20 protein-coding genes are annotated in these 23,367 nt (G+C 60.7%); 13 read left to right on the forward strand and 7 right to left on the reverse strand.

The features are described from left to right. Positions 1 to 37: 37 nt before the first annotated feature. Positions 38 to 1,219: a formate-dependent phosphoribosylglycinamide formyltransferase gene (gene purT / locus J1G35_RS19410; protein ID WP_017139720.1), complete on the forward strand. Its 1,182-nt coding sequence runs from the start codon at positions 38 to 40 to the stop codon at positions 1,217 to 1,219. Positions 1,220 to 1,404: 185 nt separating this feature from the next. On the opposite strand, the gene J1G35_RS19415 is transcribed toward purT, so the two are convergent. From J1G35_RS19415 to ccsA, 3 genes are all read right to left on the reverse strand, one after another. Then, the gene (locus J1G35_RS19415) at positions 1,405 to 2,715 is read right to left on the reverse strand and encodes an MFS transporter (protein ID WP_053135602.1); all 1,311 of its coding nucleotides are present in this window, start codon (positions 2,713 to 2,715) and stop codon (positions 1,405 to 1,407) included. 264 nt (positions 2,716 to 2,979) lie between these two features. After that, on the reverse strand, positions 2,980 to 4,215 hold the full coding sequence (locus J1G35_RS19420) for a transporter associated domain-containing protein (protein ID WP_223015755.1): 1,236 nt from the start codon (positions 4,213 to 4,215) through the stop codon (positions 2,980 to 2,982). A gap of 13 nt (positions 4,216 to 4,228) precedes the next feature. Beyond that, positions 4,229 to 5,032 (reverse strand): cytochrome c biogenesis protein CcsA, encoded by an 804-nt coding sequence (gene ccsA / locus J1G35_RS19425; RefSeq protein ID WP_172681500.1) that lies wholly within the window; start codon positions 5,030 to 5,032, stop codon positions 4,229 to 4,231. A 243-nt stretch (positions 5,033 to 5,275) separates the two neighbouring features. Between ccsA and ffh the strand changes: the two genes are divergently transcribed. The 10 genes from ffh (at position 5,276) to J1G35_RS19475 (ending at position 14,288) form a co-directional block, all read left to right on the forward strand. Beyond that, entirely contained in the window at positions 5,276 to 6,652 is a 1,377-nt protein-coding gene (gene ffh / locus J1G35_RS19430) for a signal recognition particle protein (protein ID WP_053135619.1), read from the forward strand. A gap of 250 nt (positions 6,653 to 6,902) precedes the next feature. Further along, on the forward strand, positions 6,903 to 7,154 hold the full coding sequence (rpsP, locus tag J1G35_RS19435) for a 30S ribosomal protein S16 (protein WP_003238923.1): 252 nt from the start codon (positions 6,903 to 6,905) through the stop codon (positions 7,152 to 7,154). Between the two features lie 5 nt (positions 7,155 to 7,159). After that, positions 7,160 to 7,696 carry a ribosome maturation factor RimM gene (rimM, locus tag J1G35_RS19440; RefSeq protein WP_053135622.1) on the forward strand — a complete coding sequence of 179 codons (537 nt, stop codon included), beginning with the start codon at positions 7,160 to 7,162 and terminating at the stop codon, positions 7,694 to 7,696. Further along, positions 7,678 to 8,451, forward strand: a complete 774-nt coding sequence (gene trmD, locus J1G35_RS19445; protein ID WP_172681501.1) for a tRNA (guanosine(37)-N1)-methyltransferase TrmD — start codon at positions 7,678 to 7,680, stop codon at positions 8,449 to 8,451. The genes rimM and trmD overlap by 19 nt, the downstream gene beginning before the upstream one ends. Before the next feature lie 45 nt (positions 8,452 to 8,496). Beyond that, on the forward strand, positions 8,497 to 8,847 hold the full coding sequence (rplS, locus tag J1G35_RS19450) for a 50S ribosomal protein L19 (protein ID WP_003175895.1): 351 nt from the start codon (positions 8,497 to 8,499) through the stop codon (positions 8,845 to 8,847). A 179-nt stretch (positions 8,848 to 9,026) separates the two neighbouring features. Continuing rightward, on the forward strand, positions 9,027 to 9,923 hold the full coding sequence (xerD, locus tag J1G35_RS19455) for a site-specific tyrosine recombinase XerD (protein ID WP_053135625.1): 897 nt from the start codon (positions 9,027 to 9,029) through the stop codon (positions 9,921 to 9,923). 142 nt (positions 9,924 to 10,065) lie between these two features. Next, positions 10,066 to 10,797: a thioredoxin fold domain-containing protein gene (locus tag J1G35_RS19460; protein WP_003175893.1), complete on the forward strand. Its 732-nt coding sequence runs from the start codon at positions 10,066 to 10,068 to the stop codon at positions 10,795 to 10,797. Positions 10,798 to 10,926: 129 nt separating this feature from the next. Continuing rightward, entirely contained in the window at positions 10,927 to 12,231 is a 1,305-nt protein-coding gene (locus tag J1G35_RS19465; protein ID WP_027605461.1) for a homoserine dehydrogenase, read from the forward strand. Positions 12,232 to 12,298: 67 nt separating this feature from the next. Beyond that, a complete protein-coding gene (gene thrC, locus J1G35_RS19470) occupies positions 12,299 to 13,708 on the forward strand; it encodes a threonine synthase (protein ID WP_027605462.1) in 1,410 nt (469 codons plus the stop codon). 295 nt (positions 13,709 to 14,003) lie between these two features. Next, positions 14,004 to 14,288, forward strand: a complete 285-nt coding sequence (locus tag J1G35_RS19475) for a DUF3509 domain-containing protein (RefSeq protein ID WP_053135628.1) — start codon at positions 14,004 to 14,006, stop codon at positions 14,286 to 14,288. A 170-nt stretch (positions 14,289 to 14,458) separates the two neighbouring features. Here J1G35_RS19475 and J1G35_RS19480 read toward each other — a convergent pair whose 3' ends face one another. Beyond that, positions 14,459 to 15,343 carry a TIGR02285 family protein gene (locus J1G35_RS19480; RefSeq protein ID WP_223015756.1) on the reverse strand — a complete coding sequence of 295 codons (885 nt, stop codon included), beginning with the start codon at positions 15,341 to 15,343 and terminating at the stop codon, positions 14,459 to 14,461. Continuing rightward, positions 15,343 to 16,542, reverse strand: a complete 1,200-nt coding sequence (locus J1G35_RS19485; protein WP_223015757.1) for a CaiB/BaiF CoA-transferase family protein — start codon at positions 16,540 to 16,542, stop codon at positions 15,343 to 15,345. Before J1G35_RS19485 ends, J1G35_RS19480 begins: the two co-directional genes overlap by 1 nt. A gap of 148 nt (positions 16,543 to 16,690) precedes the next feature. Between J1G35_RS19485 and J1G35_RS19490 the strand changes: the two genes are divergently transcribed. Beyond that, entirely contained in the window at positions 16,691 to 17,233 is a 543-nt protein-coding gene (locus tag J1G35_RS19490) for a YaeQ family protein (RefSeq protein WP_032890801.1), read from the forward strand. Positions 17,234 to 17,329: 96 nt separating this feature from the next. Next, positions 17,330 to 19,039 (forward strand): single-stranded-DNA-specific exonuclease RecJ, encoded by a 1,710-nt coding sequence (gene recJ / locus J1G35_RS19495; protein ID WP_223015758.1) that lies wholly within the window; start codon positions 17,330 to 17,332, stop codon positions 19,037 to 19,039. A gap of 75 nt (positions 19,040 to 19,114) precedes the next feature. On the opposite strand, the gene J1G35_RS19500 is transcribed toward recJ, so the two are convergent. Both J1G35_RS19500 and mprF read right to left on the reverse strand, forming a co-directional pair. Continuing rightward, positions 19,115 to 20,395, reverse strand: coding sequence for an AcvB/VirJ family lysyl-phosphatidylglycerol hydrolase (locus tag J1G35_RS19500; protein WP_053135638.1), 1,281 nt, complete (start codon positions 20,393 to 20,395; stop codon positions 19,115 to 19,117). Continuing rightward, the gene (gene mprF / locus J1G35_RS19505) at positions 20,395 to 23,037 is read right to left on the reverse strand and encodes a bifunctional lysylphosphatidylglycerol flippase/synthetase MprF (RefSeq protein ID WP_223015759.1); all 2,643 of its coding nucleotides are present in this window, start codon (positions 23,035 to 23,037) and stop codon (positions 20,395 to 20,397) included. Before mprF ends, J1G35_RS19500 begins: the two co-directional genes overlap by 1 nt. Positions 23,038 to 23,367: the final 330 nt, after the last annotated feature.

Genomic DNA, 23,367 nt, shown 5'->3' on the forward strand with positions numbered 1-23,367 from the left:
CCTTTCTCCCCATGATCCGCTCCCCTGAGGACCTGAGATGACCCGAATCGGAACTCCATTGTCGCCAACCGCGACCCGCGTTTTGCTGTGTGGCTGCGGTGAGCTGGGCAAGGAAGTGGTGATCGAACTGCAACGCCTGGGCGTTGAAGTGATTGCCGTGGATCGCTACGCCAATGCGCCGGCCATGCAGGTTGCGCACCGCAGCCATGTGATCAACATGCTCGACGGCGCTGCCCTGCGTGCGGTGATCGAGGCGGAAAAACCGCATTTCATCGTGCCGGAAATCGAAGCCATCGCCACCGCGACCCTGGTGGAGCTGGAGGCCGAAGGCTTCACGGTGATCCCGACCGCCCGTGCCACGTCGCTGACCATGAACCGCGAAGGTATCCGTCGCCTGGCCGCTGAAGAGCTGGACCTGCCGACCTCGCCGTACCACTTCGCCGACACCTTCGAAGACTACAGCAAGGCCGTCCAGGACCTGGGCTTCCCCTGCGTGGTCAAGCCGGTGATGAGTTCGTCGGGTAAGGGCCAGAGCCTGCTGCGCAGTGCTGATGATGTGCAGAAAGCCTGGGACTACGCCCAGGAAGGCGGGCGTGCCGGTAAAGGTCGGGTGATAATCGAAGGCTTTATCGATTTCGACTATGAAATCACCCTGCTGACTGTGCGTCACATCGGCGGCACCACCTTCTGCGCGCCGGTCGGCCACCGTCAGGAGAAGGGCGACTACCAGGAATCCTGGCAGCCACAAGCGATGAGCCCGATTGCCCTGGCCGAGTCCGAGCGTGTGGCCAAGGCGGTGACCGAGGCGTTGGGCGGTCGTGGCCTGTTTGGCGTGGAGCTGTTCATCAAAGGCGATCAGGTGTGGTTCAGCGAAGTGTCGCCGCGCCCCCATGACACCGGTCTGGTGACCCTGATTTCCCAGGACCTGTCGCAGTTTGCCCTGCATGCGCGCGCCATCCTGGGCCTGCCAATCCCGTTGATCCGTCAGTTCGGGCCTTCGGCTTCGGCGGTGATTCTGGTGGAAGGGCAGTCGACCCAGACCGCGTTCGCCAACCTCGGCGCCGCCTTGAGCGAGCCGGACACGGCGTTGCGTCTGTTTGGTAAGCCAGAAGTGAATGGCCAGCGCCGCATGGGCGTGGCGTTGGCGCGGGATGAGTCGATTGAAGCGGCTCGGGCCAAGGCGACCCGTGCTTCGAAAGCGGTTGTTGTAGAGCTCTAAAAGCATCGTGCCGGTCAGTTAAGCGTACATCGCCTCCTGTAGGAGCGAGCTTGCTCGCGAAAAACGTCAACGATAACGCGTGCTTCCTGAATGAACGCGGCGTCTGTGAGTTTTTCGCGAGCAAGCTCGCTCCTACAAAAAGCCTTAACTGACTGGCATTAGGGCTTGCCCCCGATAGCTGTTTATCAGGCAACCCGGTTCAAATCATTATCCCGCGTCTCTTTCAGGCACAGCACAGCAATCAAGCTGAGCAACGCTGCCGCCGACACATATCCGCCGACATAACTCAGCCCACCCATCGCCACCAGCTTGGTTGCGAAGAACGGTGCGGCCGAAGCGCCAACAATCCCACCCAGGTTATACGCCGCCGAAGCCCCGGTATAACGCACGCGTGTCGGGAACAATTCTGGCAACAGCGCACCCATCGGCGCGAAGGTCACGCCCATCAGGAACAGCTCCAGGGCCAAAAACAGCGCAACGGCCCAGGTCGAACCGTGGGTCAGCAACGGCTCCATGGTGAAGCCCGACAGAATTGCCAGGACCGCACCGACGATCAGTACCGGCTTGCGCCCGTAGCGATCACTGGCCAACGCCGCCAACGGTGTCGCCAGGCCCATGAACAGCACTGCAAAGCACAGCAATCCAAGGAACGTCTCGCGGCTGTAGCCCAGGGTCGACACGCCATAGCTCAGGGAAAAGGCCGTGGTGATGTAGAACAGCGCGTAGCACACCACCATCGACGCGGCGCCCAGCAGTACGGGCAACCAATGCTGGCTGAACAGTTCCACCAGCGGCACTTTCACCGGGGCTTCTTTCGCCACGGCATTGGCGAACACCGGGGTTTCATGCAGCTTCAGGCGCGCATACAGGCCGACCATCACCAATGCTGCGCTGAGGATGAACGGGATGCGCCAGCCCCAACTGCGGAACTGCTCGTCATTCAGGCTCATGGCCAGGATCAGGAACAAGCCGTTGGCCGCCAGGAAACCAATCGATGGGCCCAGTTGCGGGAACATGCCGAACCAGGCGCGCTTGCCCTTGGGGGCGTTCTCGGTGGCCAGCAACGCCGCGCCACCCCACTCGCCGCCAAGCCCCAGGCCCTGGCCGAAACGCAGCACGCACAACAGGATGGGCGCCCAGGCACCGATGCTGTCATAGCCGGGCAGCAAGCCGATCAGCGTGGTACACACGCCCATCAGCAGCAGCGAGGCCACCAGGGTCGACTTGCGGCCGATGCGGTCGCCAAAGTGGCCGAACAGCGCCGAGCCCAGCGGGCGGGCGATAAAGGCGATACCGAAGGTCAGGAACGACGCCAGCATCTGCGCGGTACCGGAGGTCTGCGGAAAGAACACCGGCCCGATCACAAGGGCGGCAGCCGTGGCGTAGATATAGAAGTCGTAGAACTCGATGGCGGTGCCGACGATGCTTGCGGTGGCGACACGGGCGGTCGAGTTGGTCGGGGCGGCGGTCGCGGCCTCGTTATAGGTGGTGCTCATGGAGGTATCCCTGACGGTCGTTGCGCGTTTGGACGCGGATTATTATTGGGTCGAACCCCCTTGGATCAGGGTAGTGCGCGGGGCGGCTCGGGATGGGAGCGAACACCGGTCAGACAGGATGCAGCGGTGCCTGGACGCGCTCAGTGCGGATAGCACGCGGTCGGGCGGGGCTTGGGTAAGCCGCAGGGATTATAGGAAGGGGTGTGGAAATACAACAAGTGGCTCGAGCACCCCTCCCACACTGGAGTGTGGTTTGTCAGGAAATCAGGCGGCGACCGGCACCCGGCTGGTGTGCCAGATCAGGACCTTGCTTACCCGGTTGTCCTCGGTCTCGAGGATTTCCAAGCGGTAGCGACCGATTTTTACGCACACCGCGCAATCCGGAATAGTCTCCAGTGCTTCGGTCACCAAGCCGTTGAGGGTCTTGGGCCCGTCGCTGGGCAGATGCCAGCCCAGGCTCTTGTTCAATTCGCGGATCGAGGCGGCGCCGTCGATGATGTAGCGGCCATCGGGCTGCGCTTCGATATGCGGGTTGTCCGCACTTTGCTCGTTTTCGAATTCGCCGACGATTTCTTCGAGAATATCTTCCAGGGTGACGATACCCAGTACTTCGCCGTATTCATCCACCACCATGCCCAGGCGTCGTTGCTGCTTGTGGAAGTTCAGCAGTTGCAGTTGCAGAGGTGTGCTTTCCGGGACGAAGTAGGGCTCGTAGGAAGCCTCGAGCAAGGCTTCCTTGGTCAGGCTGGCGTCCGGCAGCAGATGCTGGATCAGCCGGGTGTTCAGTACGGCTTCGACCTGGTTGATGTCACTGTGGAACACCGGCAGGCGAGTGCGCGGGGAGGTGCGCAGTTGCTCGATGATTTCTTCGATCGAGTCATCCAGGTTGATACCGTCCACTTCGCTGCGGGGTACCAGGATGTCATTGACGGTGATGTTGTCCAGGGCGTGGATACCCGGCATGCCAGGTGTGCGGCCTTCGTCGGCCTCAGGCTGCGGTTCGTCGTGGTCGGGCTGTGGCTCGTCGCTGTGTTTCACTACGCCGGCCTTGCGCGCAAACGGGCGCAGCAGCAACAGGCTGATGCCATTGAGCAACCAGGCGGCGGGGTAGAGGATTTTCAGTGGCACGCCCAGCAGCGTGTTGCCAAAACCCAGCACCGCTTGCGGATGACGGGTTGCCAGGGCGCGGGGCAGGTAGTCGGCCAGGATCAGCAGGACGGCGCAGGAGATCAGCCAGCCGAGCCACGGGCCGTTCTGCGCCCAGGCATAAATCGCCAGCAGGGTGCAGAGGATTACCACGGCCGCGCGGCACAGGCTGTTGCACAGGATCAGACTGTGGCGCGGGAAACTCAGGCGGGCGGCAGCCTTGTCGCCCTGGCGTGTGCCGGGGCGCAAAGCCAGCAGGTGTTGTTGTGCGGCTTCGATGGCGGTAAACAGCGCCGCCCATAACACCAGCAAGGCGATTACTGCGAGCATCGGCCCCAAGGGCAAATTGTCCATTTTTTGCTGCCCGTCAGATATGCAGGATGTATTCGCGAACCAGCTTGCTGCCGAAATAGGCCAGCATCAGCAGGCAGAAACCGGCCAGGGTCCAGCGAATCGCCTTGTGCCCGCGCCAGCCAAGGCGGTTGCGGCCCCACAGCAATACGCTGAACACCACCCAGGCCAGGCATGCCAGCAGGGTCTTGTGCACCAGGTGCTGGGCAAACAGGTTTTCGACGAACAGCCAGCCGGAGATCAGCGACAGCGACAGCAGCGTCCAGCCGGCCCACAGGAAACCGAACAGCAGGCTTTCCATGGTTTGCAGCGGCGGGAAGTTCTTGATCAGGCCGGAAGGGTGCTTGTGCTTGAGCTGGTGGTCCTGCAACAGCAGGAGCAAGGCCTGGAACACCGCAATGGTGAACATGCCGTAGGCCAGGATCGACAGCAGGATATGAGCGAGGATGCCTGGCTCTTCGTCGATCACCTGCACCGTACCGGTGGGGGCGAACTGCGCGAGCAGCACCGTCAGCACACCCAGTGGGAAGAGCAGGACCAGCAGGTTCTCGACGGGAATCCGATAACAGGCCATCAGTGTCAGCGCAATGACCGCCGCCGCGATCAGGCTGGCGGCGCTGAAAAAATCCAGGCCCAGGCCAACCGGCGTCATCAGATGGGTGAACAAGCTCGCGGCATGGGCCAGCAGGGCGAGGACGCCAAGGCCGACCAGCAGGCGTTTGTCCGCCTTGGCGCCTTTGGCCAGACGAGAGCCCTGATAGAGGGTCGCAGCGGCATACACGATGGCGGCGGCGAGGCTGGGTAGCAAACTGGGTGACAAGGGGAGCATAAATCCTGATAGACAAGCCCGAAAGGCGCTGAGTTTGGCACACACCTGCGCTCCACGAAAGACTCCCCGGCCAGACAGCGGGTGTGCATGGGCGCAGTCTTCGCTATAATCCGCGACCTGCCCACGCCGCAGGCTCGCCGAACGCTGTTTTTAATAGCGATTTACCACAGCCTGGGCCGCCATTACCTCGGTCTACCAATGCATTTCGATGAATAGGGCCTGAAAGGATCGCGCATGTTTGAAAACTTGACTGACCGTCTCTCGCAGACGCTGCGCCACGTAACCGGCAAGGCCAAGCTGACCGAGGACAATATTAAAGACACCCTGCGTGAAGTGCGCATGGCGTTGCTGGAAGCCGACGTCGCCTTGCCTGTGGTCAAGGACTTCGTCAACTCGGTCAAGGAGCGTGCGGTTGGCACTGAAGTGTCCCGCAGCCTGACCCCGGGCCAGGCCTTTGTGAAGATCGTCCAGGCCGAGCTCGAAAGCCTGATGGGCGCGGCCAACGAAGACCTGAACCTCAGCGCCGTGCCACCGGCCGTCGTATTGATGGCTGGCCTGCAGGGTGCAGGTAAGACCACCACCGCCGGCAAGCTGGCGCGCTTCCTTAAAGAGCGCAAGAAGAAATCGGTAATGGTGGTCTCGGCTGACGTGTACCGTCCGGCCGCGATCAAGCAGTTGGAAATGCTCGCGGGTGAAGTAGGCGTGACCTTCTTCCCGTCCGACCTGAGCCAGAAGCCGGTCGACATCGCCAACGCCGCTATTAAAGAAGCCAAGCTGAAGTTCATCGACGTGGTCATCGTCGATACCGCCGGTCGCCTGCACATCGATGAAGAGATGATGGGCGAGATCAAGGCGCTGCATGCCGCGATCAACCCGGTCGAGACGCTGTTCGTGGTTGACGCCATGACCGGCCAGGATGCGGCCAACACGGCCAAGGCCTTTGGTGATGCACTGCCGTTGACCGGCGTGATCCTCACCAAGGTCGACGGCGACGCCCGAGGCGGTGCCGCACTGTCGGTACGTGCCATCACCGGCAAGCCGATCAAGTTCATCGGTATGGGCGAGAAGAGCGAAGCGCTCGAGCCCTTCCATCCTGAGCGTATCGCCTCGCGTATCCTCGGCATGGGTGACGTGCTCAGCCTGATCGAACAGGCCGAAGCGACCCTCGACAAGGACAAGGCCGATAAGCTGGCCAAGAAGCTGAAGAAGGGCAAAGGCTTCGACCTCGAAGACTTCCGCGACCAGCTGCAACAAATGAAGAACATGGGCGGCCTCGGCGGCCTGATGGACAAGCTGCCGAATATCGGCGGTGTGAACCTGGCGCAAATGGGCAATGCCCAGAATGCGGCAGAGAAGCAGTTCAAGCAGATGGAAGCCATCATCAACTCCATGACCCCGGCCGAGCGCCGCGACCCTGAGCTGATCAGCGGTTCGCGCAAGCGTCGGATCGCCATGGGTTCCGGCACCCAGGTGCAGGACATCGGTCGCTTGATCAAGCAGCACAAGCAGATGCAGAAGATGATGAAGAAATTCTCCGCCAAGGGCGGAATGGCCAAGATGATGCGCGGCATGGGCGGTATGTTGCCCGGCGGCGGCATGCCGAAAATGTAAAGTATTCGAGCGGGAGTTCACTCCTGCTCCGACCCACAGGGATGTGGGATCTCCAGCAAACCCGCCGTTGGCGGGGGCTGACCTGCCGTTTTAACCGACGGCTCTATAGCAGATCTGAATGGCACGCTGATAGGCGCCAGAAAAAGACATTTGCAAAAGTCCGGATATTCCTTAGAATATGCGGCCTTTCGGGCACCTATGCCCGCTGTGCATTTAGATTTGCAGCACCGACTACAGGAACGATGTTCACATGCTAACAATCCGTCTTGCCCTTGGCGGCTCCAAAAAGCGCCCGTTTTACCACTTGACCGTAACTGACAGCCGCAACCCACGTGACGGCTCTCACAAGGAACAAGTTGGTTTCTTCAACCCGATCGCTCGTGGTCAAGAAGTCCGCCTGTCCGTGAACCAAGAGCGCGTAGCCTACTGGCTGAGCGTTGGTGCACAACCGTCTGAGCGTGTTGCTAAGTTGTTGAAGGACTCGGCTAAGGCCGCAGCCTGAGCAATATGAACGCGACGCCAGCTGTTGCTGATGATTTGATCGTTATCGGCAAGATTTATTCTGTTCATGGCGTTCGCGGCGAAGTGAAGGTGTATTCCTTTACTGATCCGACTGAAAACCTGTTGCAGTACAAAACCTGGACGCTCAAGCGCGAAGGTAGTGTGAAACAGGTCGAGCTGGTCAGTGGACGCGGGAGCGATAAGTTCCTGGTCGCAAAGCTCAAGGGTCTTGATGATCGTGAAGAAGCTCGTCTTCTGGCTGGTTATGAGATCTGCGTGCCGCGCAACCTGTTCCCTGAATTGACCGACGGCGAGTACTACTGGTACCAGCTGGAAGGTCTGAAGGTTATTGATCAACTCGGGCAATTGTTCGGGAAAATCGATCATCTTCTGGAAACCGGCGCCAATGATGTAATGGTGGTCAAGCCTTGCGCTGGCAGCCTGGATGATCGCGAACGCCTGTTGCCCTATACCGAGCAATGCGTGTTGGCCGTCGACCTAGCAGCGGGCGAGATGAAGGTGGAATGGGACGCGGACTTCTAAGCGTGGCTAATTTGCGCATTGAAGTGATCAGTTTGTTTCCCGAGATGTTTTCCGCCATCAGTGAGTACGGCATCACCAGTCGGGCGGTGAAACAGGGGCTGTTGCAGCTTACCTGTTGGAACCCGCGAGACTACACGACGGATCGACATCACACTGTGGACGATCGCCCATTTGGCGGTGGCCCGGGCATGGTGATGAAGATCAAGCCCCTGGAAGACGCGTTGGCTCAGGCCAAGGCTGCAGCCGGGGAGAAGGCGAAGGTGATTTACCTGTCCCCTCAAGGCCGCCAGCTGAAACAGGCTGGGGTCCGCGAACTGGCGAATGAGGAAGCACTGATCCTGATTGCCGGTCGCTATGAAGGCATTGACGAGCGTTTTATTGATGCTCATGTCGATGAAGAGTGGTCGATTGGGGACTATGTCCTGTCTGGCGGCGAGCTGCCGGCGATGGTCCTGATAGATGCGGTTACACGACTGCTGCCTGGAGCTTTAGGGCATGCGGACTCCGCGGAGGAAGATTCCTTCACGGATGGTTTGCTGGATTGCCCGCATTACACCCGACCGGAGGTGTATGCGGATCAGCGTGTTCCCGACGTATTGCTAAGTGGCAATCACGCACACATCCGGCGTTGGCGTTTACAGCAGTCCCTTGGTCGGACCTATGAACGACGCGCCGATCTTCTGGAAAGCCGCTCGCTTTCTGGAGAAGAGAAGAAGCTGCTCGAGGAATACATCCTCGCGCGGGACGATAGTTAACAACGTATCGATGGTAGGTCCATTGACTTACCTTAGGAGCACAGCATGACTAACAAAATCATCCTTGCACTCGAAGCAGAGCAGATGACCAAAGAGATCCCTACCTTTGCCCCGGGCGACACTATTGTCGTTCAGGTGAAAGTGAAGGAAGGCGACCGTTCGCGTCTGCAAGCGTTCGAAGGCGTGGTAATCGCCAAGCGTAACCGTGGTGTGAACAGTGCTTTCACTGTTCGTAAAATCTCCAACGGTGTTGGCGTAGAGCGTACTTTCCAGACCTACAGCCCGCAAATCGACAGCATGGCCGTTAAGCGTCGCGGTGACGTACGTAAAGCCAAGCTGTACTACCTGCGTGACCTGTCCGGTAAAGCAGCTCGCATCAAGGAAAAACTGGCTTAAGTCCAGCTTCCCGATGCAGAAAAAAGCAGCCTACGGGCTGCTTTTTTGTGCCCGCGATTTGAGCTCTGTCTCTGCGGAAGATGCGGCCGGCTACGGCGGTTCATGCCTTCAGGGATGTGTGCGTGGCCGGGCTGCGATAGGATCTACCCGATACCACCCTTTTCCTTGCCTGAGCCCCCATGCCCGCCATTGACCACCCCCTGATCGACCGCTTCCTTGACGCCCTTTGGCTGGAAAAAGGCTTGTCAGACAACACCCGCCAGGCCTACCGCAGCGACCTGGCGCTGTTCAACGGCTGGCTGCAGGAAAAAAAGCTGGAACTGATCAATGCCGGCCGCGAGCTGATCCTCGATCACCTGGCCTGGCGCCTGGAGCAGAACTACAAGCCTCGTTCCACTGCGCGATTCCTCTCCGGTGTGCGTGGCTTTTATCGCTATTTGTTGAGGGAAAAACTGATCGCCCTCGATCCGACCCTGCAAATCGATATGCCGCAACTGGGTAGGCCCTTACCTAAATCCCTGTCAGAAGCCGACGTCGATGCCTTGCTCGCTGCGCCCGACCTCAGCGAGGCCATCGGCCAGCGGGACCGCGCCATGCTGGAAGTTTTGTATGCCTGCGGCCTGCGGGTCACGGAGCTGATCAGCCTGACCCTGGAGCAAGTCAATCTGCGCCAGGGGGTACTGCGGGTGATGGGCAAGGGCAGCAAGGAACGGCTGGTACCGATGGGGGAGGAGGCCATCGTGTGGGTCGAGCGCTACATGCGCGATGCCCGTAGCGAACTGCTCGGCGGGCGTCCCAGCGATGTGCTGTTCCCCAGCCAGCGTGGCGAGCAGATGACCCGCCAGACCTTCTGGCATCGCATCAAGCACCAGGCCAAGGTCGCGGGGATCGGAAAGTCGCTGTCGCCCCACACACTGCGTCACGCCTTCGCCACGCATTTGCTCAACCACGGCGCGGATTTACGTGTGGTGCAAATGCTCCTGGGCCACAGCGACTTATCCACCACCCAGATTTACACCCACGTGGCGCGTGCGCGATTGCAGGATATGCACGCCAAGCACCACCCGCGAGGCTGAAAACCGCCAATTTATCCCGCCACGGGCTGCCCTGCGGCCCAACTGTGGTAGGCTTTGCCGGTTAGCAAAGGGGACGGCCCGCACCCGTGTTTGCGTATCGGCGTACCTGCACCCGTCCCTGCATCTGCCTTCAGGAGTTTCCATGCGCTTGACCCAGATTATTGCCGCCGCAGCCATTGCGTTGGTTTCCACCTTTGCCGTCGCCGATGACGCTGCCGAGCAGACCATCCGCAAGAGCCTGGCCAACCTGCAGCTCGACACCCCGATCGAAAGCATCAGCGCCAGCCCGATGGCCGGCCTGTATGAAGTCAAGCTCAAGGGCAGCCGCGTGCTGTACGCCAGTGCAGACGGTCAGTACATCGTCCAGGGCTACCTGTTCCAGCTCAAGGACGGCAAGCCGGTCAACCTCACCGAGAAAGCCGAGCGCCTGGGCGTGTCCAAGCTGATCAACGGCATTCCAGTGGCTGAAACCGTGGTTTACCCGGCCATCGGCGAGACCAAGACCCATATCACCGTGTTTACCGACACCACCTGCCCGTACTGCCATAAGTTGCACGCCGAAGTGCCTGCGCTGAACAAGCTCGGCGTGGAAGTGCGCTACGTAGCGTTCCCGCGCCAGGGCCTGGGTTCGCCGGGCGACGAGCAGCTGCAAGCCGTATGGTGCTCGGCCGACAAGAAGGCGGCCATGGACAAGATGGTTGATGGCAAGGAAATCAAGGCGGCCAAATGTGCCAACCCGGTTTCCAAGCAGTTCGCCCTGGGCCAGTCCATCGGCGTAAACGGCACACCGGCCATCGTTTTAGCTGACGGCCAAGTGATTCCGGGCTACCAGCCGGCACCACAAGTTGCCAAACTGGCGCTGAGTGCCAAATAAACCAGCATTGTCGAACCTTTGACGATGCTGGCCCGTGGATAAGTCGGCGGGCCATTAATTGAAAGCCGCAGTTGTGCGGCTGTTTTCCACGGCCGACCTAGCGTCGGCCGTTTCATGGGGAGTTCTTCAGTGAAACCGGTCAAAGTAGGCATTTGTGGGTTAGGGACCGTCGGTGGCGGCACCTTCAACGTACTTCAGCGTAATGCTGAAGAAATTTCCCGCCGTGCAGGGCGTGGGATTGAAGTGGCGCAAATTGCCACGCGTTCGCCAAAGCCTCAGTTCCAAACGACCGGTATTGCGATTACCAACGATGTCTTCGCTGTGGCCACCAACCCTGAAATCGATATCGTCATCGAACTGGTGGGCGGTTACACCGTGGCCCGCGAGCTGGTGCTCAAGGCGATCGAGAACGGCAAGCACGTGGTCACCGCCAACAAGGCGCTGATCGCCGTACACGGCAACGAGATCTTCGCCAAGGCCCGCGAGAAGGGCGTGATCGTAGCGTTCGAAGCTGCGGTTGCCGGTGGTATCCCGGTGATCAAGGCGATCCGTGAAGGCCTGTCCGCCAACCGCATCAATTGGGTAGCCGGCATCATCAACGGCACCGGTAACTTCATCCTCACCGAAATGCGCGAGAAGGGCCGTACCTTCGAAGACGTGCTGGCCGAAGCCCAGGCCCTGGGTTACGCCGAAGCCGACCCGACATTCGACGTGGAAGGCATCGACGCGGCGCACAAGCTGACCATCCTGGCGTCCATCGCCTTTGGCATCCCGCTGCAGTTCGACAAGGCCTACACCGAAGGCATCACCAAGCTGACCACTGCCGACGTGAACTACGCCGAAGCCCTGGGCTACCGCATCAAGCACCTCGGTGTCGCGCGCAGCACCCCGGCGGGAATCGAGTTGCGTGTGCACCCGACGCTGATCCCGGCTGACCGCCTGATCGCCAACGTCAATGGCGTGATGAACGCCGTGATGGTCAACGGTGATGCCGCCGGCTCCACCCTGTTCTACGGTGCCGGCGCCGGCATGGAACCGACCGCTTCGTCGGTGATCGCCGACCTGGTGGACGTGGTTCGCGCCATGACCAGCGACCCGGAAAACCGCGTGCCGCACCTGGCCTTCCAGCCGGATTCGCTGTCGGCCCACCCGATCCTGCCGATCGAGGCATGCGAAAGCGCCTACTACCTGCGCATCCAGGCCAAGGATCACCCAGGCGTGTTGGCCCAGGTCGCCAGCATTCTGTCGGAGCGCGGTATCAACATCGAGTCGATCATGCAGAAGGAAGTCGAGGAGCAGAACGGCCAGGTGCCGATGATCCTGCTGACCCACCGCGTGCTTGAGCAGCACATCAACGATGCCATCACCGCTCTGGAGGCCTTGCAAGGCGTCGTCGGCCCGGTGGTGCGGATTCGCGTCGAACACCTGAACTAACCGATCTGTTCCAGAGGCCCCGTATGTGCGGCGGCCTCTGTTCGAGAATGTTTTAGAGGAGCCAGTCATGCGTTACATCAGCACCCGCGGCCAGGCACCGGCCCTGAATTTCGAAGACGTTTTACTGGCAGGCCTTGCCACCGACGGCGGCCTGTACGTGCCGGAAAACCTGCCACGCTTTACCCAGGAAGAAATCGCTTCGTGGGCCGGCCTGCCGTACCACGAGCTGGCGTTCCGGGTGATGCGCCCGTTCGTCACCGGCAGCATCCCCGATGCGGATTTCAAAAAGATTCTGGAAGAGACGTACGGCGTGTTTTCCCACAGCGCCATCGCGCCATTGCGTCAGCTCAATGGCAACGAATGGGTGCTTGAACTGTTCCATGGCCCGACCCTGGCGTTCAAGGACTTCGCCCTGCAACTGCTGGGTCGCCTGCTGGACTACGTGCTGGAGAAGCGCGGCGAGCGCGTGGTGATCATCGGTGCCACCTCGGGTGATACCGGTTCGGCGGCCATCGAAGGCTGCAAGCACTGCGAAAACGTCGACATCTTCATCCTGCACCCGCACAAGCGTGTGTCGGAAGTGCAGCGCCGCCAGATGACCACCATCTTCGGCGAGAACATCCATAACATCGCCATCGAAGGCAACTTCGATGACTGCCAGGAAATGGTCAAGAACAGCTTCGCCGACCAGGGCTTCCTCAAAGGCACGCGACTGGTGGCGGTGAACTCGATCAACTGGGCGCGGATCATGGCCCAGATCGTCTATTACTTCCACGCCTCGCTGCAGTTGGGCGGCCCGGCACGTTCGGTGTCGTTCTCGGTGCCGACCGGTAACTTCGGCGACATCTTCGCCGGCTACCTGGCGCGCAACATGGGCCTGCCGATCAACCAGTTGATCGTCGCCACCAACCGCAACGACATCCTGCACCGCTTCATGAGCGGCAACCAGTACGTCAAGGAAACCCTGCACGCCACCCTGTCGCCGTCCATGGACATCATGGTGTCGTCGAACTTCGAGCGCCTGCTGTTCGACATGCACGGTCGCAACGGCGCAGCCATTGCCGGCTTGATGGACACCTTCAAGAGCGGCGGCGGTTTCAGCGTTGATGAAGAGCGCTGGACTGAAACCCGCAAGCTGTTCGACTCCCTGGCCGTGGACGACGCGCAGACCTGCGAAACCATCGCAGAAGTCTACGCCCAGACCGGCGAGTTGCTCGACCCGCACACTGCCATTGGTGTGAAGGCTGCCCGCGAATGCCGTCGCAGCCTGGATATCCCGATGGTGATTCTCGGCACCGCTCATCCAGTGAAATTCCCGGAAGCGGTGGAGAAGGCCGGTGTTGGCAAGGCGCTGGAACTGCCGGTGCATCTGACAGACCTGTTCGAGCGTGAAGAACGTTGCACGGTGCTGCCGAATGACTTGAAGGCGATGCAGGCGTTTGTCAGCCAGCATGGCAATCGTGGTAAGCCTTTGTAAGACACATCACGAAGACAAAAACGCCGCTTTCCCTTCCTTGGGTCAGCGGCGTTTTTTGTTGCTGGCGGGCCCGGCCTCAGCGCCTGGCAAACCCCAAGAACAGCAGCTCATTGCGTAAGCATTTATGTGCTGCCGTTTTTTGCCTGTCATGTTGCGAGCGCATGCTGGTCCAAGTCACTCCCTGGCGAGCCTATAAAGACGAAAAAGCGAACTTTCCTACGTGGCAACCGGTCATTTAGGATAGATGCAGCTCCCGTTGAAACGATTGTTCCCGAACTATTGAGTGGTGATCGAGATGGAAAGTATCAGCCTATTGCTCGAAGAAGCACTGAGCCCTTATCAGGTTACGCTGACCACCTCTGGTGTGCAGGGCGAGTGCCTGGTGACTGTGAAGAATCCTGCTGGCGCGATCGTGGTCGAGCGTGACGTCGACCGGGCGCAATTGATGGACAAACGCGTGTTGGTCGATGTTGTGGATTGCCTGCTACGTGACCTCAAGATCGCTGAAGGGCGCCTGGAACCCTCGGTCATCGCAGCCTTGCGCAATGCCGCACAGACCCGCGGCGCCGCCGTTGCATGAAGAATTGTTTATCGATGGAAACTTCCTACTGGATGCCCTGTCAGATTTTGTAACAGCAAGAGCAAACATTGTGCTCCGGTGTTTGTGGCTTGCTGTACTGGTCTTTGTAGGCCACGTTTAACCCCGAAGTGTCTCCCCACTCTTCGGGGTTTCTTTTTGCTCGGGATTTGTCAGGGCTCTGGCGAATCCTGGAAAAAGCTCGGGTTATCTCGCAGATAGTGTTCGCGCATGACAGGGTCCAGCCATGAAGCGTAGGACTGCTGCATCTGTTCCAGTGGGGTGTCGCGCAGCACCTGGTCGATTCGTTCGATGGCCTGACGCCCCTCTGCTGTGTCTGAGCAGGCAATATGCGTGCGCTGGTAAGGCGCCGTGCCTTTAATCGGGTAGAAGCTCAGTTCGTCGGGCGCAATTCCCTGCTGCATCGCGTGATAGCGGATTTCCGGCCAGTACCCCAGCACGGCTTCCAGCCTTCCCAGGCGCTGCATCTGTAACAGGCTGCCAAGGGCGTCGTTGCCGTAGTGGAGCGCCAGTTTGCGCGGGTCGGCCTGCTTGAGCCGTTCATCGATAATGGGACCGTAGCTGCGTTCTGCGGTAGCACCCAATCGTGCTTTATGGGTATCGAGAAAGGCCTGCAGGTCGAACTGGCCGTCCACTATAAATGGCGCCATGGCGGAGTGCTGTCTGCTTCGTATCGCGACGCCATTACTGGGAACCACGAACGCCTGACGAGAAAACACGACGTACTTGGCCCGCTCTGGCGTCCATAGCAGCGAGGGATCACAGGTGAACGAGGGCTCGCGCAACATTTGCGTGCCCCGCGCGCGGTTGACGTGGAGTACCTGGTGGCGATACTCCGGCAAATGCTCGATCAGTATGGGTAGCAACTGGTCCAGCGCTCCCTGGCCTTTGCGTGGTCCTTCGAAAATAGTCAGCGGCGGCAAGTCGCGCAGCAGCCAGATCAAGGTGTCCTCGGCATGCGCAGGCAGCAGCCAGCCGCTGCTCATCATGGCGGCGAGGCATAGCCGGATCAGCCAGCGCTTGCAGCGAGAGGCCATCAGATCGCGCCGTCCTCACGCAAGCGGACAATGGCGGCTGCGCCGTATCCCAACTCGCCCAGCACTACGCTGTTGTGTTCACCCAGTTGCGGCCCCACCCATTCGCAACTGCCCGGTGTGTCCGACAGCTTAGGCACGATGCCCGGCATCTTGAAGTCCTTGCCGCCTGGAAGCTGGGCCTTGAGGAACATTTCCCGCGCCAGGAATTGCGGGTCGCCCAGCATGTCCTCGGCACTGTAGATACGGCTCGCGGGCACTTCAGCCTGGTTCAGCTGTTCCACCACCTGCTCCAGCGACAGCGAATTCACCCAGCGATCAATCACCCCGTACAGTTCGTCACGGCGACTGTCACGCCCGTCATTACTGGCCAGCTGCGGATCGTTGGCCAGGTCGTCGCGACCAATGGCCGCCATGAAACGCTTGAAGATCGCATCACCATTGGCGCCAATCTGCACATGCTTGCCGTCCGCGGTGGTGTGGATCGACGACGGCGTAATGCCGGGCATGATGTTGCCGGTGCGCTCGCGAATAAACCCGAACACGTCAAACTCGGGAATCATGCTTTCCATCATGGCGAAGATGGCCTCGTACAGGGCCACGTCCACCACCTGGCCCAGGCCACCGTTGACCTCGCGATGACGCAGCGCCATCAAGGCGCCGATCACCGCCCACAAAGCAGCAATCGAGTCGCCGATGGAGATCCCGGTGCGCACCGGTGGACGGTCCTCGAAGCCAGTGATATAGCGCAGCCCGCCCATGGACTCGCCCACTGCGCCAAATCCCGGCTGGTCCTTCATCGGCCCGGTCTGGCCAAAACCCGACAGACGTACCATCACCAGCTTGGGGTTGAGGGCGTGCAGGGTTTCCCAGCTCAGCCCGAGCTTTTCCAGTACGCCGGGGCGAAAGTTCTCGATCAGAATGTCGGCGTCCGCCAGCAACTGCTTGAGGATTGCCAGGCCGTCCGGATGCTTGAGGTTCAGCGTCAGCGATTTCTTGTTGCGCGCCTGCACAAACCACCACAGCGAGGTGCCTTCATACAGCTTGCGCCATTTGCGCAGCGGGTCGCCGCCGTCCGGGGATTCTACCTTGACCACCTCGGCGCCGAATTCGGCGCAGATACGTGAGGCGAACGGCCCGGCGATCAGGGTGCCGAGTTCTATGACTTTCAGGCCTGCAAGGGGTTTGGCATTCAACGACATGGGGATCCTTTAGGGCATAGAGCGGGTGTATGAAGCCTTTTAACATAGGCGAGCGGCCCAGGGATAAGGATGATGCAGCGCAGTATTCGTTGAATGACCTCGCCATCGGTTAGACTGGCCGCCTTTCCCTGTCTCTAGAAGCCCGTTCATGGCCCAGCCGTCCACGACCTACAAATTCGAACTCAACCTCACCGACCTTGACCGTTCGGTATACGAGAGCGTCAAACAGACCATCGCCCGCCACCCTTCGGAAACCGAGGAACGCATGACCGTGCGTCTGTTGGCCTACGCCCTTTTTTACAACGAACAGTTGGCGTTCGGTCGTGGTCTGTCGGATGTAGACGAACCAGCCTTGTGGGAAAAAAGCCTGGATGATCGGGTTTTGCACTGGATTGAAGTCGGCCAGCCGGACGCCGACCGCCTGACCTGGTGCTCGCGCCGCACTGAGCGCACCAGCTTGTTGGCATATGGCAGCTTGCGCGTTTGGGAAGGCAAAGTGGTGCCGGTGGCGAACAACCTGAAGAATGTGCACATCGCAGCGGTGCCCCAGGAGATTCTGGAGGTTCTGGCCAAGGACATGCCCCGGGTGATCAAGTGGGACGTGATGATCAGCGAAGGCACGATCTTCGTCACCGACGACCGTGGCCAGCACGAAGTGCAACTGCAATGGCTGGTCGGCGAACGCGGTTGAAAATGTGGGAGGGGGCTTTCCCCCTCCCACATTTGATCTGTGTTGTCTTCAGAGTTGTCGTTTAACCGTTGTATTAAAGAGAAGCTCCCGTCACCCATGCGTATCGACCCCCGTCCATTGCCCGCCGTCTTGCCCTTCCTTGGTGAATTGCCACCGCTGTTGACCCGTCTCTACGCTGCTCGTGGCGTGCAGTCCGAGGCCGAGCTGGACAAGAGCCTGGCGCGGTTGATTCCCTATCAGCAGCTCAAGGGCATCGATGCGGCGGTGGACTTGCTGGTGACGGCATTGGAACAGCGCCAGCGCATCCTTATCGTCGGTGACTTCGATGCCGATGGCGCCACCGCCAGCACCGTAGGCACCCTGGGCTTGCGTTTGCTCGGCGCGGCCCATGTCGATTACCTGGTGCCCAATCGTTTCGAATACGGCTACGGCCTGACTCCGGAAATTGTCGCCGTGGCCCTGCAGCGCGAGCCGCAGTTGCTGATCACCGTGGACAACGGCATTTCCAGTGTCGAAGGGGTGGCGGCGGCGAAAGCGGCGGGGTTGCAGGTGTTGGTGACCGATCACCACTTGCCCGGTGATGAGTTGCCGGCGGCGGATGCCATCGTCAACCCGAACCAGCCGGGCTGTGAGTTCCCGAGCAAGGCCCTGGCCGGCGTGGGGGTGATCTTCTACGTGCTGATGGCCCTGCGCGCGCGCTTGCGCAGCCTGGGCTGGTACGAGAACAAGCCTCAACCCAACATTGGCGAGCTGCTTGACCTGGTCGCCCTGGGCAGCGTCGCCGACGTGGTGCCCCTGGACGCCAATAACCGCATCCTCGTGCATCAGGGCCTGGAACGTATTCGCGCCGGTCGCGCGCGGCCTGGGATCAAGGCGATCCTCGAAGTCGCCAAGCGCGATGCGGCGCGTATCACCTCCACCGACCTCGGCTTTATCCTCGGGCCACGGCTCAATGCGGCCGGGCGCCTGGATGATATGAGCCTGGGCATCGAATGCCTGCTCACCACGGATTTCGCCGCGGCCCGGGAAATGGCCGCGCAACTTGACGGCATGAACCAGGACCGTAAATCCATCGAGCAAGGCATGCAGCGCGAGGCCCTGGCCCAGCTCAAGGACTTGCCGGTGGAGTCGATGCCCTACGGCTTGTGCCTGTTCGACCCGGAATGGCACCAAGGCGTGATCGGGATTCTCGCGTCGCGCATGAAAGAGCGCTATTTCCGTCCCACCATCGCCTTCGCCGATGCCGGGGATGGCCTGCTCAAGGGCTCTGGACGCTCTGTACAGGGCTTTCACATCCGTGATGCCCTGGCGGTGGTCGCCAGCCAGCATCCCAACCTGATCACCAAATACGGCGGCCACGCCATGGCGGCGGGGCTGACCTTGCCTGAGGAAAATTTCCCACTGTTTGCCGAAGCCTTTGACGCCGAAGTGCGTCGGCAGCTGCGCGAAGAAGACCTCACCGGGCGCCTGCTGTCCGACGGCACCCTGGCGGTGGAAGAGTTTCACCTGGAACTGGCGCGCGCGTTACGGCATGCCGGACCGTGGGGGCAACACTTTCCCGAGCCGCTGTTCCATGGTGTGTTCCAGTTGGTAGAGCAGCGAGTGGTGGGGGAGCGGCACCTGAAAGTGGTGCTCAAGAGCGAATGCGGGTCGGTGAAGCTCGATGGCATTGCGTTTGGCGTCGACCGGGACGTCTGGCCGAACCCGACCGTGCGTTGGGTGGAGTTGGCCTACAAGCTGGACGTGAATGAGTTTCGTGGGAATGAAACCGTGCAACTGATGATTGCCCACATCGAGCCGCGCTAGATTTTACTAACACCGCAAAACAACTGTGGGAGGGGACAAGCCCTTCCCACATGTTGATTTGTGTAAGGCCTGGGGTTATTCGCTTTTGGCCTGGTGCTTGACGATGATATCCACCAACCGTTTGGCCAGTGCCGGGTAGTTCTCATCGAAGTGATGCCCGCCCGGCAGCTTCACAGCCTCGCCCACGGCGGTCTTGTCGGTGCAGCCACTCTCATCGACTTCTTCTGCGCCGTAGATGCACACCACCTTGTCAGCCGGCAGCTTGGCCATTTCCGGCCCCGTCGCGGCTTCTTTGCCGGCGTTGCCCAGCCAACCTTCTACTTCGATTTCAAAGCTGCCGGTGCGGGCGAAGGCCAGCAGGATGATGACGTCCACACGCTGCTGCTCGTTTTCCGGCAGGCGGTTGTAGATCGCCGGCAGTACGTCGGCGCCGAATGAGTAACCGGTCAGCACGAAGCGCTTGGTGCCCCACTTCTGCCGGTAGTGCTGCATCAGCTCGGTGAGGTCCTTGGCGCTTTGTTCCGGGGTCTTGTGCTGCCAGTAGTAGCGCAGGGTGTCGATGCCGACCACCGGGTAGCCGATCTTGGCCATTTCGCCGGCCACATCGCGGTCCAGGTCACGCCAGCCGCCATCACCGGAAAGGAACAGCGTCACGGTGTCCTTGGCCTGGCCCGCCGGCACTTCCACCACGGGAATCGCCAGGCCGCCGTTGTCCGAACCCACCAGTTGCTTGCGCAGTTCGTTGTTCAGCACTTGCGGGTAGTGAATGTCGTAGTCGCTGATGCTGGTGGTGGCGCGCGGGGTGTCACGTACGAAACTGGCGCTTTCATCGTCAGGGTTGTCGTTCCAGGCCACCAGCCAATTACCGTGCGCGGCGGTTTTCGGCAGTGGATCCTTGCAACCTTCCTGTACCAGCGCGAAGCCGACGGAGATGGCGTTGGCCTTGTCGTCGTTCTGTGTGGCCAGCCAGCGCCAGGCGAGGGCGGCGCCAGGGCCGATGCCGCTGACCAGGGTCGCGGGCCCTTTGAGCTGGCCCAGGGCGCTTTGCAGCGCTTGTTCCTGCAACTTGCAGTCATCCTTTGGCAGGATCACCTGGACGATCTGCGCCTTGCCGCCCTGGCTCAGGGTAATCAACTGGCTATCGGTCAGGGTTTCGTCGGCCATCACCGCCACCGCGACGCGGGCTTTCGGGGTGCCAGCCGGGGTCACGCGGGTCATCACCGAGCCGTCGGCCTGGGGCAGTTGCTCCAGGGTCGGCTGCGGGGCAGGGCGGTTCCAGAACCAAAAGCCGCCACCCAGGACCAGGGCGAGCAGCACTACAAAGGCCAATACATACCGCCAGGAGCGTCGAATCATCAGCGTTTCACCAATCCAGTCAAGCCGCCCGCGATCAGGGCGGCGGTATCGGCCAGTGCCACCAGCGGGTCAAGTCCTGCGGGCACGGCCATGTAACGGGGTTCCCAGTCAGGCTGGAACTTGTCTTTGAAGCGGCGCAAGCCTTGGAAGTTATACAGTTGCTCGCCGCGACGGAACACCATTGAGCCCAGGCGCTGGGTCAGTGGCGCGCCGCGTCGCGGTTGCAGGCCCGACAGCGGCACCATGCCGAGGCTGAAGCGGGCGTAGCCGTGACTCTTATAGTGTTGAATCAGGCCGACCATCATGAATTCCATGGTCAGCTTTGGCGCATCCGGGTGGGCGCGCATCAGGTCGAGGCTGGCCAGGTCGTGGTTGTAGGTCTCGAGCAGGTTGGCGAAGGCCACCGGGCGCCCTTCGAAGCGAATGATCGCGATACGAAAGTGCTTGAGGTAGTCGTCGCTGAAGCGGCCCAGGGAAAAGCCTTTTTCCCGCACATTCTTACCGGTCAGCCAGGCATCCGAGATGACTTTTAATTCATCCATCGGCGCCGTGCCGGGTTCAAAGATCTCCAGGGACAGACCGTCCCGGGTGCCCCGGTTCCAGGTGTAGCGCAGGTCCTTCATCTCTTTGCCCTTGGCTTCCAGGTCAAAGCGTTTCAGGTCGACGCGGGCCTCTTCGCCCAGCTTGATGGCGGTGAGACCGATGTCCATGTAGTAGGGCAGGTTCTCGGCGCGTACCTGATAGAACACGGGGCGCGCATGGTGGATATCGCACAGGTCGCGGAACTGCCAGATAATCTCGGCGCGGGGCTGGGTCGGGCCGATCGGGTCATACAAGGCCACCAGGCTGCGCCCGCGACGGGCGTACATCAGGAAGGCTTCGTCATTCGGGTGGAACAGCAGCGCCTTGTCGCCGGTCAGCGCCAGGCCGCCGTCGGGTTGCGACGACGCCATCAGGATCTTGGTGGCGCGTTCCAACTCGTCGGGGGTTGGCAGGTGGATCACCGGGCGTGCGGTGCGCAGTAGCCAGGTCAGCGATACGATCACCAGCAGTACGGCGGCGCCCAACAGCGAGCGCAGGCCGCGCGGGGCGTTCGCATCGAGGGTGAACTGCCACCACAGTTGATGGCTGTAAGGCACATCTTGATAAGCAAACAGCAGCAGCCAGATCGAGGCACCCAGCACGCAGACACTGGCCACCAGGTACAGCGGCGAAAACGGCAGTTCGGTCAGGCGGCTGGCGCGATAGAACGAGCGGCGGAAGATCGCCAGCAGTATCGCCGTCATGGTCATCAGGCTGGCTTCTTCCCAGTCAAAACCCTTGAGCAGCGAGAGCAGGGCACCCGTCAGCAGCAGCACCATGGTCAGCATCCAGGCCGCCGACAAACGCCGGCGCAGGCCCTGGGCCAGCAACAGGCACAGCACGCCGATCAGGCTGGCGCCAAAGTGCGAGGCGTCAATCAGGCGGTGGGGAATCAGGAAGCCGATGTTTTCCAGGCGTGAGTCGATTTCTGGCGTGGCGCCGGAAAACAGCAGGACCACGCCGGACAAAAAAACCAGTACGGCCAGCACCGGTGCCGCCAGGCCAGAAGCCACTCGCAGACTCTGTTGCGTCTGGAACAGGCGCTGCGCCTCGTTGACCAGCAGGAATACACAGGCGATCAGCAGCGGCAACACCACATAGATCATGCGATACAGCAGCAGGGCGGCCGCCAGTGGCGCTGCGCCGAGCTTGTCGGCGAAGGCGGCGAGCAGGATGGCTTCGAATACGCCTACGCCACCTGGCACATGGCTGAGCACACCTGCGGCCAGGGCCAACAGGTACACCAGCAGGAATGGGCCGAATGGTGGCGCTTCCGGCAGCAGCATATAAAGGACGGCGGCGGCAGCGGCCACGTCCAGTGCGGTGATGATCAGTTGCAGGAAGGTCAGGCGTCGGCCGGGCAGGCGCAGGGTACGACGGCCGGCTTTTACCAGCAGGTTGTCCGGGTACGGTTGTTCCGGCAGGCGGCGGCGATAGATGCCGATGCACAGCACGGCCGACAACAGCAACACCGCGCCGGCAACGCCGCCGAGCAGACTTTGTGGCAAATGCAGGTAAGTCGAGGCTGCCGGCAAGTTGCTCAGCGTGGCCAATGCGGCCAGCGGTGGCAGGGCGCAGCCCAGTGCCAGGCTGGCGAACACGGTCATGTGGGCGACTTCCGATGCCCCAATGCCATGGCGTGCGTATAAACGGTAGCGTACCGAGCCGCCCGAGAGCATCGACAGGCCAATCGCATTGCCGATGGCAAAGGCGGTAAAGCCGCCGAGGGCCAGGGTCTTGGCGGGCAGCTTTACGCCGGCGTAACGTGCGCCGGAAAACTCGTAGCCCAACAGAATGACGAAACCCGCGACAGCCGCGGCAAATGCACCGAGCAACGCGGGCTTGGGCACTTCCAGGATCGAGTCGTGGAGGGCGTAGAGGTCCAGTTCCAGCAGCAGGTGTCGGCAGGCGATCAGGGCGATTGCGAACAGCAACAGGGTCACGGCCAGCCCAATCGGTTGCCGGTATTTGCTCAACAGATCCAGCCAACGCAAACGGGTGGGAGCGATCGGTTGTTCCGCTGTGACGGTGTCTTGTGGTTCAGACGAGTTGGCGCGCATCAATCACCTCTTGGATTGTGCGCGACAGGATGGAGGTATCCAGCCAAGTTACCAATCCCTATGGACAAAATAATTACAAATATTAACGCGGATCACCGGGGTCGGCGACAGCGGCCATTGGTCGTAGAGGGCAGCGCTTGAGCACTGAGCATAGCTTGCAATGAGATGGACTCTACAAACCGTGTACGGTTTCATGAAAGATGCCATGCCATTGTTTCAGAAGAACTTTTTCACCGGATACAAAAAAGGCCACTCTTTCGAGTAGCCTTTTTTGATGTTTGGTTGCGGGAGCCGGATTTGAACCGACGACCTTCGGGTTATGAGCCCGAC

Origin of the sequence: Pseudomonas sp. SH10-3B, assembly GCF_019891415.1 — a bacterium.
Classification (GTDB): domain Bacteria; phylum Pseudomonadota; class Gammaproteobacteria; order Pseudomonadales; family Pseudomonadaceae; genus Aquipseudomonas.

Coding starts and splice junctions, on each gene's coding strand:
- purT (WP_017139720.1), top strand. CDS start 38: ATGACCCGAATCGGAACTCCATTGTCGCCAACCGCGACCCGCGTTTTG.
- J1G35_RS19415 (WP_053135602.1), bottom strand. CDS start 2,715: ATGAGCACCACCTATAACGAGGCCGCGACCGCCGCCCCGACCAACTCG.
- J1G35_RS19420 (WP_223015755.1), bottom strand. CDS start 4,215: ATGGACAATTTGCCCTTGGGGCCGATGCTCGCAGTAATCGCCTTGCTG.
- ffh (WP_053135619.1), top strand. CDS start 5,276: ATGTTTGAAAACTTGACTGACCGTCTCTCGCAGACGCTGCGCCACGTA.
- rpsP (WP_003238923.1), top strand. CDS start 6,903: ATGCTAACAATCCGTCTTGCCCTTGGCGGCTCCAAAAAGCGCCCGTTT.
- rimM (WP_053135622.1), top strand. CDS start 7,160: ATGAACGCGACGCCAGCTGTTGCTGATGATTTGATCGTTATCGGCAAG.
- trmD (WP_172681501.1), top strand. CDS start 7,678: ATGGGACGCGGACTTCTAAGCGTGGCTAATTTGCGCATTGAAGTGATC.
- rplS (WP_003175895.1), top strand. CDS start 8,497: ATGACTAACAAAATCATCCTTGCACTCGAAGCAGAGCAGATGACCAAA.
- xerD (WP_053135625.1), top strand. CDS start 9,027: ATGCCCGCCATTGACCACCCCCTGATCGACCGCTTCCTTGACGCCCTT.
- J1G35_RS19460 (WP_003175893.1), top strand. CDS start 10,066: ATGCGCTTGACCCAGATTATTGCCGCCGCAGCCATTGCGTTGGTTTCC.
- thrC (WP_027605462.1), top strand. CDS start 12,299: ATGCGTTACATCAGCACCCGCGGCCAGGCACCGGCCCTGAATTTCGAA.
- J1G35_RS19475 (WP_053135628.1), top strand. CDS start 14,004: ATGGAAAGTATCAGCCTATTGCTCGAAGAAGCACTGAGCCCTTATCAG.
- J1G35_RS19480 (WP_223015756.1), bottom strand. CDS start 15,343: ATGGCCTCTCGCTGCAAGCGCTGGCTGATCCGGCTATGCCTCGCCGCC.
- J1G35_RS19485 (WP_223015757.1), bottom strand. CDS start 16,542: ATGTCGTTGAATGCCAAACCCCTTGCAGGCCTGAAAGTCATAGAACTC.
- J1G35_RS19490 (WP_032890801.1), top strand. CDS start 16,691: ATGGCCCAGCCGTCCACGACCTACAAATTCGAACTCAACCTCACCGAC.
- recJ (WP_223015758.1), top strand. CDS start 17,330: ATGCGTATCGACCCCCGTCCATTGCCCGCCGTCTTGCCCTTCCTTGGT.
- J1G35_RS19500 (WP_053135638.1), bottom strand. CDS start 20,395: ATGATTCGACGCTCCTGGCGGTATGTATTGGCCTTTGTAGTGCTGCTC.
- mprF (WP_223015759.1), bottom strand. CDS start 23,037: ATGCGCGCCAACTCGTCTGAACCACAAGACACCGTCACAGCGGAACAA.